At 40.6% G+C, this 15612-nt stretch carries 13 protein-coding genes and 1 pseudogene; all 14 read left to right on the top strand.

Going from position 1 to position 15612, the window contains the following annotated elements; translation table 11 throughout:
- Nucleotides 1–620 (top strand): annotated as a pseudogene (locus Q4D72_RS02310) (SusC/RagA family TonB-linked outer membrane protein); the annotation flags it as partial.
- Nucleotides 621–1161: 541 nt separating this feature from the next.
- On the top strand, nt 1162–1542 hold the full coding sequence (locus Q4D72_RS02315; RefSeq protein WP_303075804.1) for an endonuclease domain-containing protein: 381 nt from the start codon (nt 1162–1164) through the stop codon (nt 1540–1542).
- A 300-nt stretch (nt 1543–1842) separates the two neighbouring features.
- On the top strand, nt 1843–2889 hold the full coding sequence (locus Q4D72_RS02320; protein ID WP_303075805.1) for an LLM class flavin-dependent oxidoreductase: 1047 nt from the start codon (nt 1843–1845) through the stop codon (nt 2887–2889).
- A 601-nt stretch (nt 2890–3490) separates the two neighbouring features.
- Complete coding sequence (locus tag Q4D72_RS02325) at nt 3491–4999, top strand: RagB/SusD family nutrient uptake outer membrane protein (RefSeq protein ID WP_303075806.1); 1509 nt, start codon at nt 3491–3493, stop codon at nt 4997–4999.
- Nucleotides 5000–5106: 107 nt separating this feature from the next.
- Complete coding sequence (locus Q4D72_RS02330) at nt 5107–6222, top strand: putative zinc-binding metallopeptidase (protein ID WP_303075807.1); 1116 nt, start codon at nt 5107–5109, stop codon at nt 6220–6222.
- Nucleotides 6223–6230: 8 nt separating this feature from the next.
- On the top strand, nt 6231–7277 hold the full coding sequence (locus tag Q4D72_RS02335) for a DUF4302 domain-containing protein (protein WP_303075808.1): 1047 nt from the start codon (nt 6231–6233) through the stop codon (nt 7275–7277).
- Between the two features lie 45 nt (nt 7278–7322).
- Nucleotides 7323–7916 (top strand): hypothetical protein, encoded by a 594-nt coding sequence (locus tag Q4D72_RS02340; RefSeq protein WP_303075809.1) that lies wholly within the window; start codon nt 7323–7325, stop codon nt 7914–7916.
- A gap of 47 nt (nt 7917–7963) precedes the next feature.
- On the top strand, nt 7964–9142 hold the full coding sequence (locus tag Q4D72_RS02345; protein ID WP_303075810.1) for a DUF4856 domain-containing protein: 1179 nt from the start codon (nt 7964–7966) through the stop codon (nt 9140–9142).
- Nucleotides 9143–9163: 21 nt separating this feature from the next.
- Nucleotides 9164–10219 (top strand): fibronectin type III domain-containing protein, encoded by a 1056-nt coding sequence (locus tag Q4D72_RS02350; RefSeq protein ID WP_303075811.1) that lies wholly within the window; start codon nt 9164–9166, stop codon nt 10217–10219.
- Nucleotides 10220–10232: 13 nt separating this feature from the next.
- Nucleotides 10233–11147: a hypothetical protein gene (locus tag Q4D72_RS02355; RefSeq protein WP_303075812.1), complete on the top strand. Its 915-nt coding sequence runs from the start codon at nt 10233–10235 to the stop codon at nt 11145–11147.
- Between the two features lie 368 nt (nt 11148–11515).
- Nucleotides 11516–12307, top strand: a complete 792-nt coding sequence (locus Q4D72_RS02360) for a hypothetical protein (RefSeq protein ID WP_303075813.1) — start codon at nt 11516–11518, stop codon at nt 12305–12307.
- Nucleotides 12308–12327: 20 nt separating this feature from the next.
- On the top strand, nt 12328–13119 hold the full coding sequence (locus Q4D72_RS02365; protein ID WP_303075814.1) for a hypothetical protein: 792 nt from the start codon (nt 12328–12330) through the stop codon (nt 13117–13119).
- Between the two features lie 15 nt (nt 13120–13134).
- The gene (locus tag Q4D72_RS02370) at nt 13135–14256 is read left to right on the top strand and encodes a thiol-activated cytolysin family protein (RefSeq protein WP_303075815.1); all 1122 of its coding nucleotides are present in this window, start codon (nt 13135–13137) and stop codon (nt 14254–14256) included.
- 23 nt (nt 14257–14279) lie between these two features.
- Nucleotides 14280–15416, top strand: coding sequence for a thiol-activated cytolysin family protein (locus Q4D72_RS02375; RefSeq protein ID WP_303075816.1), 1137 nt, complete (start codon nt 14280–14282; stop codon nt 15414–15416).
- Nucleotides 15417–15612 lie beyond the last annotated feature (196 nt).

A 15612-nucleotide genomic window follows, 5' to 3' on the forward strand; every position in this document is an offset into this window, starting at 1 on the left:
ATCCGCTCAATAACCGCGCATACGGAAACATCGCAGGGGCGGACTTCCTTGATGCACAATACTCCAAATCGTATTTGATTTACCACGGGTCGATTGAACCGAATACCAATGCGGGGCTGTCGAATACCTTTCAGTATAAGAATTGGGAGTTTTCATTTTTCATCACGGCACAAGCAGGCAACAAAATTCGGCTCAACCCGTCATTTGACCCCGCTTTTGCCGACCTGAATGTTTTTTCAACCGAATATTACAACCGATGGTTGCAACCCGGTGATGAGTGGCATACCGAAGTACCCGTTTTGCCCTCGCAAGATTTGATTCGCCTTATTGGTCAGGAGAACATCGAAAGGGCTTACAACACCTATAATTACTCACAAAACCGTGTGGCAGACGGGAGTTTTATCCGTATGAAAAACATATCGTTGGCATATACCCTTTCGCAACAAATTGCCAAGAAATTCGGAATGAAAACCATCAATTTACGGGGGCAACTTACCAATCCGTTTTTGATTTATTCCGATAGTCGTCTTAAAGGACAAGACCCCGAGTATTACCGCTCGGGCGGGGTATCATTGCCAACGCCGAAACAGTTTACATTAACGGTAAATGCTGGTTTTTAACTAAAAAAACACGACGAACAAGCATTTTTACAAACAAAAAAAGTAAAAAAACATTTGTCTCAAGCTTTTGGGCATTTGTCAAAAAAGAGAAAATTTGTATTTCCAAGCTTTGTCAAAGTTTAAAAAATTTGACAAAGCCAAAAAGAATATCGTTTACAAAACTAAAAAACCAAAAAGCATAGATTTTAAGCCTTCGGGCAAATGCCCGAAACAATAAAACACACGTTTTGAGGGTTCGGGCATTTACACAAGTGGACATCCCCCTTGCCCCCTTCAAAGGGGGAATGAGTAAAGGATATTTTCCTAATTAAAAAATGACGAAAGTAAAAATACATTACGAATATCCTCCCGTTCCCTTCAAAGGGGGAATCAGTAAAGGATATTTTCCTATCTTACGGAAAAGATAAATAGAATACAATCAATAATGAAAAAAGACTAAACCTTAAAGTAAACTCTCACCAAATCCCCCTTTGAAGGGGGCAGGGGGATGTAAAAAAACAAAATACACCAAACCTAAAAAAGAAAAATAAATATTAAAAATATGAGAAACAAAATAATCCCATATAACCCCAAACTAAAAGATTTTGCAAGATATTTGCGAAAAAACAGCACACTCAGTGAAGTATTATTATGGAAACAAATAAAAAATAAGGCTCTCGGAGTTGAATTTCATCGGCAGGTACCTATCCTTGAATATATAGTAGACTTTTATTGTCACGAACTAATGTTAGCTATCGAAATAGATGGAAATATTCACGACTTTCAGTATCTGGAAGATGCTAAACGACAAGGAGAAATCGAAAAATATGGCATTACGTTTATTCGCTTTTCAAATCAAGAAGTAAAATACAATATGCTTAGTGTTATTTTGTCACTTGAAGAAAAAATCGAAGAATTAAAAATTGAACAGGAAAATTTATAATAACATCCCCCTTGCCCCCTTCAAAGGGGGAATCAGTAAAGGATATATTTCTATTTTACGGAAAAGATAAATAGAATACAATTAATAATGAAAAAAGACTAAACCTTAAAGTAAGCACTCACCAAATCCCCCTTTGAAGGGGGCAGGGGGATGTAAAAAAACAAAATACAACAACCCAATAAATAAATACAACGGCTGTGTGACCCACACTCCCCCTTTGAAGGGGGCAGGGGGATGTAAAAAACAAAACACAGCAACCCAACAAAAAAACAATTGAAATCATAATTAATTACATATTAAATGAAAAGAAAACTTGAATTAGGAATCACCACTTTTGGTGAAACCACACCGCTTGAAAGCACCGGCAAAGCCATTTCGCACGCCGAACGCATTCAGAATTTAGTAGAAGAAATAGAATTGGCTGACCGCGTGGGGCTGGACATCTACGCCATCGGGGAACACCATCGGGCAGACTTTGCCGTATCCGTACCCGAAATGGTTTTGGCTGCCGGCGCCGTGAATACCAAAAACATACGGCTGTCGAGTGCCGTTACCGTGCTGTCATCGTCCGACCCCATTCGCATTTACCAAAACTTCGCCACACTTGACGCACTCTCAAACGGACGTGCCGAAATTATGGTCGGAAAAGGCTCATTTATTGAATCGTTTCCGTTGTTCGGATATAGTTTGGACGATTATTACGGACTTTTCCACGAAAAACTGGATATGCTTTTGGAGATTCGTTCCAATGAATTACTCACTTGGGAAGGTCGCCTCACGCATTCGGTTGATGGTAAAGGGGTTTACCCGCGTGCCGTGCAAGAAACACTTCCTGTTTGGGTTGCCACCGGCGGAAGCCCCGAAACAGCAGTACGCACTGCCAAAATGGGACTGCCCATAGCCTTTGCCATTATCGGCGGTGAGCCACGCGCCTTTAAACCACTCATTGAACGATACCGCCAAATCGGAAAACAATGGGGGCATACCGACGAGCAACTCAAAGTAGCTTCCCACTCGTGGGGATTTATTGCCGAAGATAACCAAAAAGCCATTGACCAGTACTTCTACCCCACCAAACAGTTAGTCGATGCCATCTCAAAAGACCGCGCACACTGGCAACCGCTCACCAAAGAGCAATATATGGGGTCGGTAAGTGAATACGGAGCTATGTTTGTAGGCGACCCCGAGGTGGTAGCCGGCAAAATCATCAAAACGGTAGAAAACTTACAGTTAGACCGTTTTATGCTTCACATTCCGATTGGTTCACTCCCGCACGCCGATGTGTTAAAAGCCATTGAGCTGTTCGGAAAAGAAGTCGCTCCAAAAGTACGGGCTTATTTTGAATAATATGTAGCGTCTCTACCTCCGCCAAAGTTTTCGAACCTTAATCGGGGTAAAGAAATATAATTTACAACCCTAATCTCCTTTGAAAAAAGTAAAGGAATGTAAAAAACAAACAATATTGGATAAAAAACAACCGTTCCAAGCCTTTGTAAGAACTTAAAAAAGGAGAAAAGAAGCGTTTTCAAGCTTTGTTAAAGTTCTAAAACTTTGACAAAGCTAAAAAGAAGACCATTTACACCCCTAATCCCCTTTTGAAAGGGGCGGGGGAATGTAAAAAACAAACAATTTAAATAAAAAACATACGTTTTGAGCTTTCAATTGTTTAGTTAAAACAAGAAAACACGTGTTTTGGACCTTCGGGCAACTAGCAAAAAGGAGAAAACAAGCGTTTTGAACCTTCGGGCAAATAGCAAAAGGCTCAAAACACGTGTTCCGAAGACTCGGGCAACTAGCAAAAAGGAGAAAACAAGCGTTTTCAAGCTTTGTCAAAGTTTAAAAACTTTGACAAAGCTAAAAAGAACATCATTTACAACTCTAATCCCCCTTTGAAGGGGACAGGGGGATGTAAAAACAACCATAAATCGACATAAATAACCATATTGTAATGAAATCAATCATAAAAATAACCTTATTAAGTGCATTTTTGGCATCGTGTCAGGGATTTTTAGAGAAAGAACCTGACTCGTCGTTAAATGTTGCCATCGATTCGGAAGAAAAAATAGCGGAACTACTCACCGGCGCATATCCGCAAGCCAGTTATTTTCCGTTTTTGGAAGCACGTACCGACAATGTTGCCGAACGCAGTGGCGGGGAACACTCCCGCCTGAACGAAGTGATGTTCTTCTGGGAAGATTATGACCAAGAAGATTTAGACACCCCCCTAAACTACTGGAATGCGTGCTATGCGGGTATCGCACAAGCCAACAAAGCGTTGGAATTGCTTGCCGCCTATCCCAAAACCAACCGCATCAAAGCGCTGTACGGCGAAGCCTTTTTGCTCAGAGCCTATCTCCACTTTATGTTGGTCAATATCTGGGCAGAACCCTACGGCACCGAGCGCTCCCGACAAAGCCCCGGCATTCCGTATCTGACCAAACCCGAAAAACACGCCTTGGTGGATTATGAAAGAAGCACCGTAGCCGAGGTTTACAACAAAATTGAAACCGATTTAAAGCTCGGCATTTCGTTGGTGGACGATAATTATTACAAAAAACCAAAATTCCACTTCAATAAAAAGGCTGCCTATGCGTTTGCTTCACGCTTCTATTTGATGAGGGGCGAATGGGATTTGGTTATCGAGTACGCCAACTATGTATTGGGTGCTGACCCCAAGCAAACGCTTCGCAAATGGAATGCCTACGAGCGGGAGCTTTCGTTTAACCGCCGTTCCCTCTTTGCCAAATACACCGATACCAACGAAGCGGCTAACCTACTGCTCACCACCACCGAATCGCGTTGGGCGCGCAATCTCCCCCGCGAGAAGTATGGCGTTACGCGCAATTCCGTTCGTGAAATTTTTGACCGGCGAGGCGTTGATGGTTGTGGCGACCCGGGAAGAAACTTGGTTTTTGCTCCGTTTTATTTGTTTTTAGATTCGGAAAACGGTATCCGAGACGGAAGGTATATCGCCAAGTTTGACGAACTTTCGCTTTTGGGTTCCACCGGTACGCGTCCGCGCGATTTATATGTAACCAATGTGCTTTTCACCGCTGATGAGGTGCTCCTCAACCGAATGGAAGCCTATGCAATGCTTAGCGAATACGACAAATCACTTGACGACCTTTTTGATTACCTGCGGGGCAAGTTCGGCATCAATCTTTCGTGTCCGCGCGATACCTTCACATCGATAAGCAACAGTTATTACGACATTTACACGCCATTTTACGGGCTTACCATCAAGCAATTGGCTTTGATTAAAATCTTTTCGGACTTGCGCCAGAAGGAATTCTTGCACGAAGGGCTGCGCTGGTTTGACATTCGTCGGTTTTATATTCCGGTTTCACGCGATTCGCGCAGCAGCAATTATTTGCCCCTTCGGAAGGAAGACCCGCGCAAGCTGTTGCAAATCCCTGCCGAAGCCATCAACCGCGGATTGGAAGCAAACCCGAGATAGAAAAACAATGAGCAATTGGTTTTAACTTTGTCAAAATTTTAGAACTTTGACAAAGTCTGGAAAAACCTAAAAAACACGAAAATCACAGTTGATAAAATTAAAATACGATGAAAAAAATCTATTTTTTAATCTTACTAAGTCTGCTTTTGGGCTGTTCAAAAGAAAAACTCGCTGACCGCAGCGTGGTGGACGATAACACCATTACGCAGACCCTTACCGAGTTGGATACATACATCGAACAAGCCTTTGTCAAGCCCTACGGCATTTCGGTTGAATACCGCTGGGACAAAACCAAAGCCCCAAACGGCGAGCATCTTTTTCCGCCCCAAACGGATAAGGTAAAAGACGTTTTGGAAACCATCAAATACCTTTGGCTTGAAACCTATACGCTCCCCAATATGGGCGGAAACGATTTTTTCAAAGGCAAAGCACCCGTGAAAATCTATATGTACGGCGGGGCAAACCTCGATGCCAACGGTGTGGAACGCATCAGCAATGCCGAAGCGCCCGCAATTGAAATGCACCTTTACAACGTAAACGCCTTTCAAAAGAAAGACTTTGCCGATGTTTTCATCTTGATGCGAAGTGTTCACCATCAGTTTGCCAAACGCCTATTGGAACTGTATCCGTATGAGCGCGATGCGTTTTCACGTATCAGCCAACAAAAGTATGTTTACAGCACGCAAAACATCATCAAACGCAGGGACATCGAATCGAATTATATCCGAAAAATATCGGATTGCAGAGGCAGCAACCTTGATGAGTTTATTTACATTATCGCCTCCGATGCTGATTTTGCCAATGTGAAACGCGGGTATTTCAGCACCGGACGAATCATTCCCGCCATACGGGTTGACAAACGTTTTTGCGACATTCGTGGCGACGATACGGTCATTACCGAAGGCTATCGCGCCCATCAAAACGGCTTTTTAACCTTGCACGCTTCGTTGTCTCCGGAAGATGACTTTGCCGAAATCATTAGCGCCACGCTAACCCACACCAAAAGTGAAATTGACCAAGCCCTGACCATCGCCAAAACGCCCGACCGCGACCCGAACCCCGAAGTACAAGAACGAAACAACCAAGAAGCCCAAGCAGCGTTCAATGCCATCAGCCGAAAAAAAGATATGGTGTATGATTATTTCAAAAAAGAAATCGGCATTAACCTTGACCGTATGCAAATAATTAGTATACAACGCATTAAATCCTTAAACAATAAATAAAATTACGTATGAAAAAAGGCTACATCACTGCATTTATTTGCGCAATTATATGCTTTTCGTGTCAATCCGAGGCGAATAACTTTGAGCAATCGCCCTCGCAGCGCAATGCAGCTCATATTTCGGCACTTCGGCACGAACTTACCCAAGCCCCCAACGGCTGGAAGATGATTTATTTCTCAAAAACAGATTCGCTTTTATTTTCTAACAAAGATGAAGTAATTGAAAGTCTGGGTGATTTCAGGAGTTTGTACGGTTATGGCGGACATTACTTTCTGGTGAAATTTAACGAAGACGGAAGGTTGCAAATGCTTTCGGATTACGATGAAAATTCGGTAAAAGAGCCGAAAGAAAGTCTGTTTGAAGTGAAGCAGAACTCCTTCACGCAACTCAGTTTCACAACCTACAACTACTTGCACCGATTGGTAAACGACAAATTTGAAGGCGCTTCGGATTTTTTGTACGTCGGAAAGGATTTTCGGCAGAATTTGCTGTTCAGAACCTCAAAAAGTTTAGAACCCGCCCGTGAGTACATCGTTTTGGAAAAACTACCCTCAACCGAGGCGTGGCAGGGCAATGCCGAAACCAAAAGCCATATTGAAAAGGCCTACGATAACCGTCTTTTTTTCGATGAGATGAAAAATCCGCAAATCCGCATCCGACAAAGCGGAAAAACCTTTTTTGAAAGCGATGTGAAAATCAAAACCGATTCGCGCTTGCCTTCGTACATTCATTTTTTGAACAATATTAAGGTGAAACGCTTTTACCTGTTCCGATTTAATAAAAAACCCGATTTGGTTTATCCCAATATTCCCAAAGAAAGTACCGGACTGGGGTCGGGGTACGTCGGCACCGAAGACGGAATATCGTTCCGAGCCGGACTTCGTTACAACGCCAACATTATTTTCTATGATTTCAAGCGTGAAGGTGATACTTTTGTGTGCGAACTGGTGAAGGTGTATGACCCCATTGGCAAAAGATATATGTACGAAAGCAAACACCTATTCCCAAATGGTGAACCTACTTTCTTTATCGCCGAAATTTTCGACAAAAAGTAAAACACAACTTTAAATCATCAAAATGACTTATTAAAAAACAAGATAATGAAACGAAAATATAGTATAATCGCACTTGCCATAATCGCTTTTTCGTGCAACCAAAAGGACAATGACCCCGCCGAAGAAGATTACGGCGCCCTTTTCCCGTGGAAGGGCATCGAAAAACCCGAAAGCGGCTACGAAGACCTGAACATCAGGCAGTGCGACCCCAATTTAGCGCTAAACAATTATCAATACATAGGCGTGGAACTTGAAAATAAACGCATTTACAAGGTAACGCTCAAATGCAGTTTCACCGAAGCGCCGAGCCTTTTCGGAGGAACTTCATCGTATGAGGTTCGCTTCATCGGGGCGGATAAAAAACTCAAAGTGATAAGCTCTGCCAACAATCCCGAAGCGTTTCATCGGCTTGTGAGTGGCCAGGAGTACACCACCTCGTTTGAGGTTGTTTCAGGCTTCCCAATTTATTTATCGGTAAACGGGCGCGGAAACCGATTTTCAAACGTAAAAGCCAACCTTGAAGCCGTTTCAACCGACGGACTGTTCAGTATCCCAATTTTAAGCACCGAGCAATATCAAAATGACGAAGGCGTGGTGCAATTGCGCAACCCGTATTGTGAGTACGTGATTTTGCCTTAATCAAAATTTTATCGGATTTTCAAAATACTTAAAAAAATAAATTGACAATGAAGAAAATATACATACTAATGCTTGCGAGTTTGGTCATTGCCTGTAACAAAGGCGAAGGTGAAACAGTGGAATCGGCATTTATTGACCCCACCACCCTACCGCAGCTTTTCAAATACAGCTTTTCACGCAACGGAACCAGTAGCGTTGATGTGCTGGAATGCAGCTTGTTGGAAGAACCTATCAATGCACTCTACACCAGTTACTTAAAAAGTGCTTCCATAACCAATCAAGTAGCATACGATTTGGCGCTGTCTTACTATAAAAACGGGCTGTATCACATCAAACCCGAAGCAGAAGTGGCGCGTTCACCGTTGCATAACGGCAATCGTGAGCAAATTTTGCAAGATATTTTGCAGATAATTAACACATCGGCAAAAATAGGAGGCTATGGTTCTTCATCTGGACAGAATTTACGCCGCAGGGAAGCCGCACCGGGACAAACAGGATATTTGGGTTTCAGCATTGGCGACCCCAACCGCTCCTTTGCCGACGAAAAAGGCGTTGTCATAGCCGAAGTTTTTGACGGAATGCTCAAAGGTGCCGTTTATTTGGACAAAATTCTCAATTATCACCTAAACGAGCATTTACTTGACAATGAATCGCTTCGCACCAATCACGAAAACGTGGTGTTGCCATTGGGGCATAATTATACCGAGCTTGAACACCATTGGGATTTGGCTTACGGGTATTATGCCTTCTGGAAAAACCTCGCCCGCCCCGAAATTCCGATACTCAAAAACAGCGAACGCACCATTTTCAATGCCTTTGTTCAAGGGCGAATTGAACTGGGACGTTACCGATATGATGCGATGAAACAACAAATCCGAATCATACGGGAAGAACTCTCAAAAGTAGCGGCAGCAAGAGCTATGAACTACCTGATTGGCAGTAATACGATTGCCAATCTCAAAGAAGGCAACGGAAGCGATGCCTTTGTGTTTATTTCAAAAGGAATCGGATTGGTGTATGCCCTACAATTTACCCGAAAACCCGACGGAACGCACTATATGACCTACGATGAATGCCAAAACCTGCTCAATCAATTTCAGTCGGGCAACGGATTGTGGCTGCAACAACAACTCCTTGCCGACGAAACCACTGCCGGCTCACTGCTGAACATTGCCGGCGCTATCGGAAAAGCATTCGGCATTTCAATAAACGATTTAAAACGATAACACTAAAAAACTTATTTTCAGATGAAATACAGATACATTACCGCATTTTTAATCGCCTTTGTTCACAGCCTTACGGCACAGACCAATCTGGTGGAAAACGGCGATTTTGAACAAGTGGAAAGCAACCGATTTACAGCTTGGAATTTTGACCGATTTTTAAACGTGGAAATTGCAACCGATGACGTAAAATCAGGGCGTTATGCCGCCAAAGTATATGCCACGGGAGCTTCGTTCAGAACCTCAAAAGCGGGTGATTTTGCCACCATTCAGGTGCAGGAAGGCGCTCGTTACACCTTTTCATATTGGAGCAAATCCGAAGGCAGAAACAATTCGTGCGATGCCTTCATCACTTGGTATGACCAAAACAACCGCTTGCTTTCGGTCAGAACCAACCTTGAACGCTCCGAAAAAAACAACACTTGGCAACCAGCAACCTACGAAATTACTGCCCCAACAGGTGCTTTTAAGGCGAGCATCGGTTTTTTTATTCCGGTGGCTTCATCAGGGGCGCTTCTTTTCGATGATATTTCTTTTGTTTTGAAAGATTTAGGAGATGCCGGAAACTTAACTCCGCCTTATGACATTCAATCAGATGCCTTTCAACGGGAAATTGAACTCTCGTGGGGCAAAAGCGCAAATGCCACCGCTTGGGACATTGTAATTAACGATAAAGACCCCATACGCACCGAAAAAAACAGTTTGGTGATTGAAAACCTGCAACCGCAAACCGCCTACGAAGTGAAAGTGCGTGCCGTGAAAGGAAATTTAACCTCACAATACAGCCCCGCCAAACGCATCACAACCACGTCGATGGCATACCAAACAGAGGACATTGAGCGCATTCCGCATTTACGAACCATCAACCGAAACGGCAATTGCCCGCAAACTATTTCTCTTTATTACAACGATTTGATACCCGAAAATACTCAAATCGTGTATTTTATTGACGGAAAAACCGTAAATCCGGACAAAAACACGCTCACTTTCCCCAAAAAAGGTAAACAAACACTCAAAATATATATCAAAGAGACCGAATCAAGGGAATGGGAATTACAATACAAACTAAATATTCAATAAAATTAGAAAAATAATGAAAAAATATATCATAGTAAGCAGTTTTTTGGCTTTTTTTGCTTGTGATAAAGAAAATAAAACCTATCCCGATATCAAAATAGGCAAAGAAACCACATCGCTTTCCGAAGTTTCAATCCATAGGCTGACCGAACGCAAAATTGTTCTTTCGGGCGGAAATGAAAAATTTGCCGTAAATATCGAAAATTCAAAAATTGCTCAAGCCAGTATCCATCAAGACACGCTAAAAATCAAAGGTTTGCTGGAAGGACAAACCTTCGCCACCATCATTTCACACGATAAAAAAGCCCGATTGGATATCAATATTATCCCTCCTGAACTGAGTTTGAGTCAAGATTCGGTTCGGTTGTATCCGAAGGACGAAAGCAAATTTATCAGTATCAATGGCGGTGGCGACCAAGTAACCATCACCGAAGACAACCCCGAAGGTTGTGTTATCGTTAAATGGAACGGAAGCAATAACATACTGGAAATAAAAGCATTATATGAAGGAGAAGCTACGGTTCGGTTTTCTTCACCCCAATGGCAAGGCGAAAAAATACTGAATATCAGCGTACAACCCGAAGGCGTGGTGGAAGAACTGGGCATTTACACCACCCGAAACCGCAGTTACTATCACGAACTGAACCCGAAAATGGTTGTCAAACGCAAAAATGTGGGCTATTTACTCTCGCAAAGTGCCTCACCCCGAGGATATTCCGAGGGGCTGTTCGGTAAAAAAATCGTAGCTCGTATCAGTCCGACCATCAACCCGAAACAAGGCGAATATGTTGATTTAACTTTTGCTTTCTCACCTTTTGAATCCTCGTTTGCGGGCATTGGGCAAGGCACACACACACTGTATGTTGAAAAAATAACGGAAGAAGCAATTTTTCTGCGTGGTAAGGGATTTAAAGTTGTTTTGCCGCGTTAAAAATTGATTTTTGCCTCACCGACTTGTTTTTTTGAAATAGCCAAACTTTCTGTCAGAGAAGTTTGGCTATTTCATTTTTTATAATTCAGTCCATAATTTTTAACTAAACTTTTACGATTCTTCTTATAAAAACCATATTATGTAATACATAAAACAAATAAAATGATAATATAACAAACTTAATTCTATAAAAAGAACAATTAAAAAAAATTGAAACGTTAATATTTCCTATAAAACATTATTTAAGCTATCGAAATGTTTCATTTATCAGTATAATTTTATTTTTTCAAAAAAAGTTTTAAAATAATTTGCATACTTCATTTTTTTTTTTTTTACTTTGCAGTGAAATATCCTAAGCACTATTAGTTATGAAAAAAAATTTAAAACACACTTCGGTAATGGGGCTTGTTGTGATGGTCATTGCAGCAGTAGTTTCGTGTAGTAAAAAAGATGACGCCCCTGATAGATTCAGCGCTGTAATAAGCCAAAATTTTACAGACCCGCTGAAAAATGAACGCAACATACAGGTAGAAGATTATATTCCCTACACTATCGTTATTGATGACAGTCAAAAAGAAGAAAATGTAGAATACCGATTGATTTCAGTACGTGAAGACCAGCCCTATCATCAAACTATTTGGAAAGATTTTGGGTTGCACCTCTCATCTGATGATAAAACGCCTCCTGACGTAACCAAAAAATACATATCGTTTTACAAACAGGGTGAGCATACTTTTTACATACGTCCTTACGTACCCGGAACTTTTAAGCATACATATTATTTGCAAAAATTAGTAAACGGTAAAGAGGCAGGTGAAAAAGTCAAATTAAACACCATATTTAATGCGGTGAAAATTGAAATTGGGAAACAATTCTATCGCTTATCAGGGGAAAGATTTTATTTCAAGATTAATGATGGAGATGAAGATACAGACACCTATTTTGACTTGCCGACAGAGAGTAGCCAATGGTATGAACTACACACTAATACGAACAAAAAATATGAGGGCGAGTTCAAACCGGTATTTCGCAATTATTTTTTGTATGTTAGTGAAAATCCAACCTTAGGAGGAATTATAAAACACCTCAAAATCAGACAACAATTACAAGGTGGCTCTGAATATATCATTGAATATTATAACATTAAAGTCGATTTATAATTTAAAGAATCTGACTGATTATGAAACAACTAACACAACTTTTAAAATTTTACTTGCTGATTGCTATGTTTATTTCGTGTAACAAGCAGGTTGATGAAACGAATTTCTCAATAACAATGCGAGAAAACTTCACAGACGTAACCAAAAACAAATCAAACATACAAGTTAATGATTATGTTCCGTATGAAGTAATCATTTCAGATACAGAAGATAACAACGAAATAGAATATCGGTTAGTCCCCGTTCGCAAAGGAAATAATTTTCATCAAATATTATGGAAGGATTATGGCTTGTATTTGAGCGATACGGATTCCATTACAAAAAACAAGCCTAACTACGTGTCTTTTTCAGGCAAAGGAAAACACAACTTGTACATACGTCCGTTAGTGGCTGGTACTTTTAAACATGTCTACGAACTGCAAAAATGGAAAAACGAACAACAAATAGGCAATTCCATAAAAATAAATGAGAATTTTAATGCCATAAAAATTAGTGCCTACTATGATGACAGTTTTTTCTCTTTTGCCAGAGGTTGGTTTTTAAAAGTTGATGATGGTCAAGAAGAAACAGACAAATATCTTACAGAACAAAGTGCAACATATAAATACACTCTCAATATCATAACAAAAGATAAAATTAGAATGATACGGGAGGGCTTCCCTGATTTTTTCGGAAACATTCGCTTTTTAGCTCCGAATGATTTATTTGACAACGATAAACCAGAGCACATACAAAAAGTGAAAGTTACAAAAAAAGTGAAAGATATGCCTAAATTCGAAATTGTTTATTACGACATAAAAATAGAAAAATAATAAAAAAACAATCCAATGAAAACAAAAATTTTTAACCCCATAGTGGTGTTGCTGTGCCTATGTGCAATGGCAATAGTGGCTTGCAGCAAGCCCACCAATGATGACCTCGGTGAAAAACTTGCCGAACTCAAACCCATAACGTTTCCCGATAACAGTGGTGAAGTGGTTAGCGCAAAAGTGATACGTGATTTAGGAAACGGAAAAAAGGAAATTTTAAAAGAGGTAAAAAAATCACTTCCTATTGACCCGGTGGAACTGATTGACATTTCAGGGTTAGATGTTATCTACCCCGGTAGTATTTTAAGAGGTGATTCATTTTTGGAAGGAAATCTTGACCCTGTGGCAATAGCGAATCCCAAAGAAATGACCATCTCCATTTCATTGCGTGGCAAAGGTTTTTCAGTTACAAAAACCGCATTGCCTTCTGTGGGCAACGTTCGCAAACAAATGAACGATTTGATAACAGACGATAAAATCAATCACGAAGCAACCCCTACTTATCTAAAATATTATTCAAACAGTGTTACAACATCGGCAAGTTTTAACAGAACAATGCGCACGCACGCAAAGGCAAGCACCCTGTTTGGATTAGCTAAAAGTAGTTTTAACCTTGAGGACTCATACTTATCATCAAACAGTTCACAGTATGTATTGATTAAGGTTCGTCAGTTTTTTTACAACGTGGCGGTTGACCCGAAACCTTATGACCAATGGGGTGATATGAACAGTAGTAATTTAGGCAGTTACGAACCTGTGTACATAAGCAGTGTGGATTATGGTCGTGTGGTTCACTTGCTCATCAAAACAAAACAAAGTGCGGAAGAAGTTCACCGAAAAGTGGAAGGTGCCTTGAAAGCCGGCTTTTTGGTACGGGCGAGTGGTGGTTCAACCGCCAATGAAGATTATGCCCGAAGTTTTAATTCACAAGAAATGAGTGTAATGACCCTTGGCGGTCCTTTAAAATGGGGGAAATCTATTCGTGATTTAGACTCATTCTTAGATTTTTTACACGTGCCTTCTACCAAAGAACTGATAGAGTCTGCCGTACCAATAGGCTATAAAGTACGAACACTCAAAGACAATAAAGAAGTGCAAGTCAGAACATTTTACACTGACAAAATATCCGTGCGAGAATAAGTAAACTTTAAACTTTTTAACATATGAAAAATTTAATTCTAAAATCAGCATTGGTAGCAAGTTTAATCTTGGCTGTGACATCTTGTAGTAAAGACGACGGAGGTTCTACCAACCTCACCGATCCGGTAGCCATTCAGTTGGCAGCTCTGAAAAAAGTAGAGTTTCCCCAAGAAGCTTCAAAAATTGTTCCTACAACAGGCTCTTGGAAAACGGTTGGTAATTACGAACTTATAACCGAGCGCAAACAAGTGTTAATGAACCCTATGCAGTTGGTTGATGAAACAAATCGTGATATCATTTATCCGGGTAGCGTGTTGCGAGGCAGTTCGTTTTTAGAAGGAAAATATGACCCTTTGATAATTTCAAACCCAAAAGAAATTACATTTTCCACCTCATTACAAGGAAAAGGACTTGACGTAAAAAAACAAGCCTTCCCTACGGTGAGCGACGTTCGCCAGAAAATCAATGACCTTATCAAAGATAACAATGAAAAAATTGATTACAAAAACGCACCCACTTACCTAAAATATGCTTCCGAGAGTGTAGGTTCTATCAGCAGTTTTAACAAAACATTTCACTTACACGTAGGGGTTGATGTATTGGCAAAATTGGTCGAAGTTCAATTTAACTACGACCCGAGTGAATTTCGCATCAACGGAAAAAGCTATGTGTTACTCAAACTATATCAACCGCTGTACAATATAACCGTTGACCCAAAAGAAGCCAGCCAGTGGGGTGAACTTAAAGATGTAGGCGATACCGAACCTGTGTATGTAAGCAGTGTTGAGTACGGCAGAGCAGCCTATTTACTTGTTGAAACAGAACGCAGTGCCTCAGAAGTGGTTGATTATTTTAATGCCTCGGTTAGTGTAGATGTCGTGAAAGTTGTGGATGTTGATATAGATGGCTCACGCAGAAAAGTTGTTAAAGACTGGTTCACAAAAGGAAAAATTTCTGTTGTTGCCCTTGGGGGACCTATTGGGCACTCAAACAAAATTGATAACTATGATTCCTTTATTTCTTTCTTAAAAGACCCTAACCCTGAAAGTTTAATCAATTCAGCTGCCGCAATCAGTTATAAAGTGCGTACCCTCAAAGACAATAAAGAGGTGGAGGTAAGAGGTCTTGTCTTCGATGAATATTTTAAAGAAAAAAAATAGCATATCAAAAAGCGGTTACAATTATCTAATAATAAATTATGATTAAGCGAATCATTTCTGAAATTCAGAAACGATTCGCTTTTTTAACTTCATAAAATAACTAAAAATCAAATAATTAACACCATTTTAATTATTTTTAAGCCTAATTCCTTTAAAAAAATCAGTTGTTTTTATGTTTATTCAGTCTAAATAACTA

It is taken from the genome of Capnocytophaga sp., assembly GCF_030532915.1.
GTDB lineage: Bacteria > Bacteroidota > Bacteroidia > Flavobacteriales > Flavobacteriaceae > Capnocytophaga.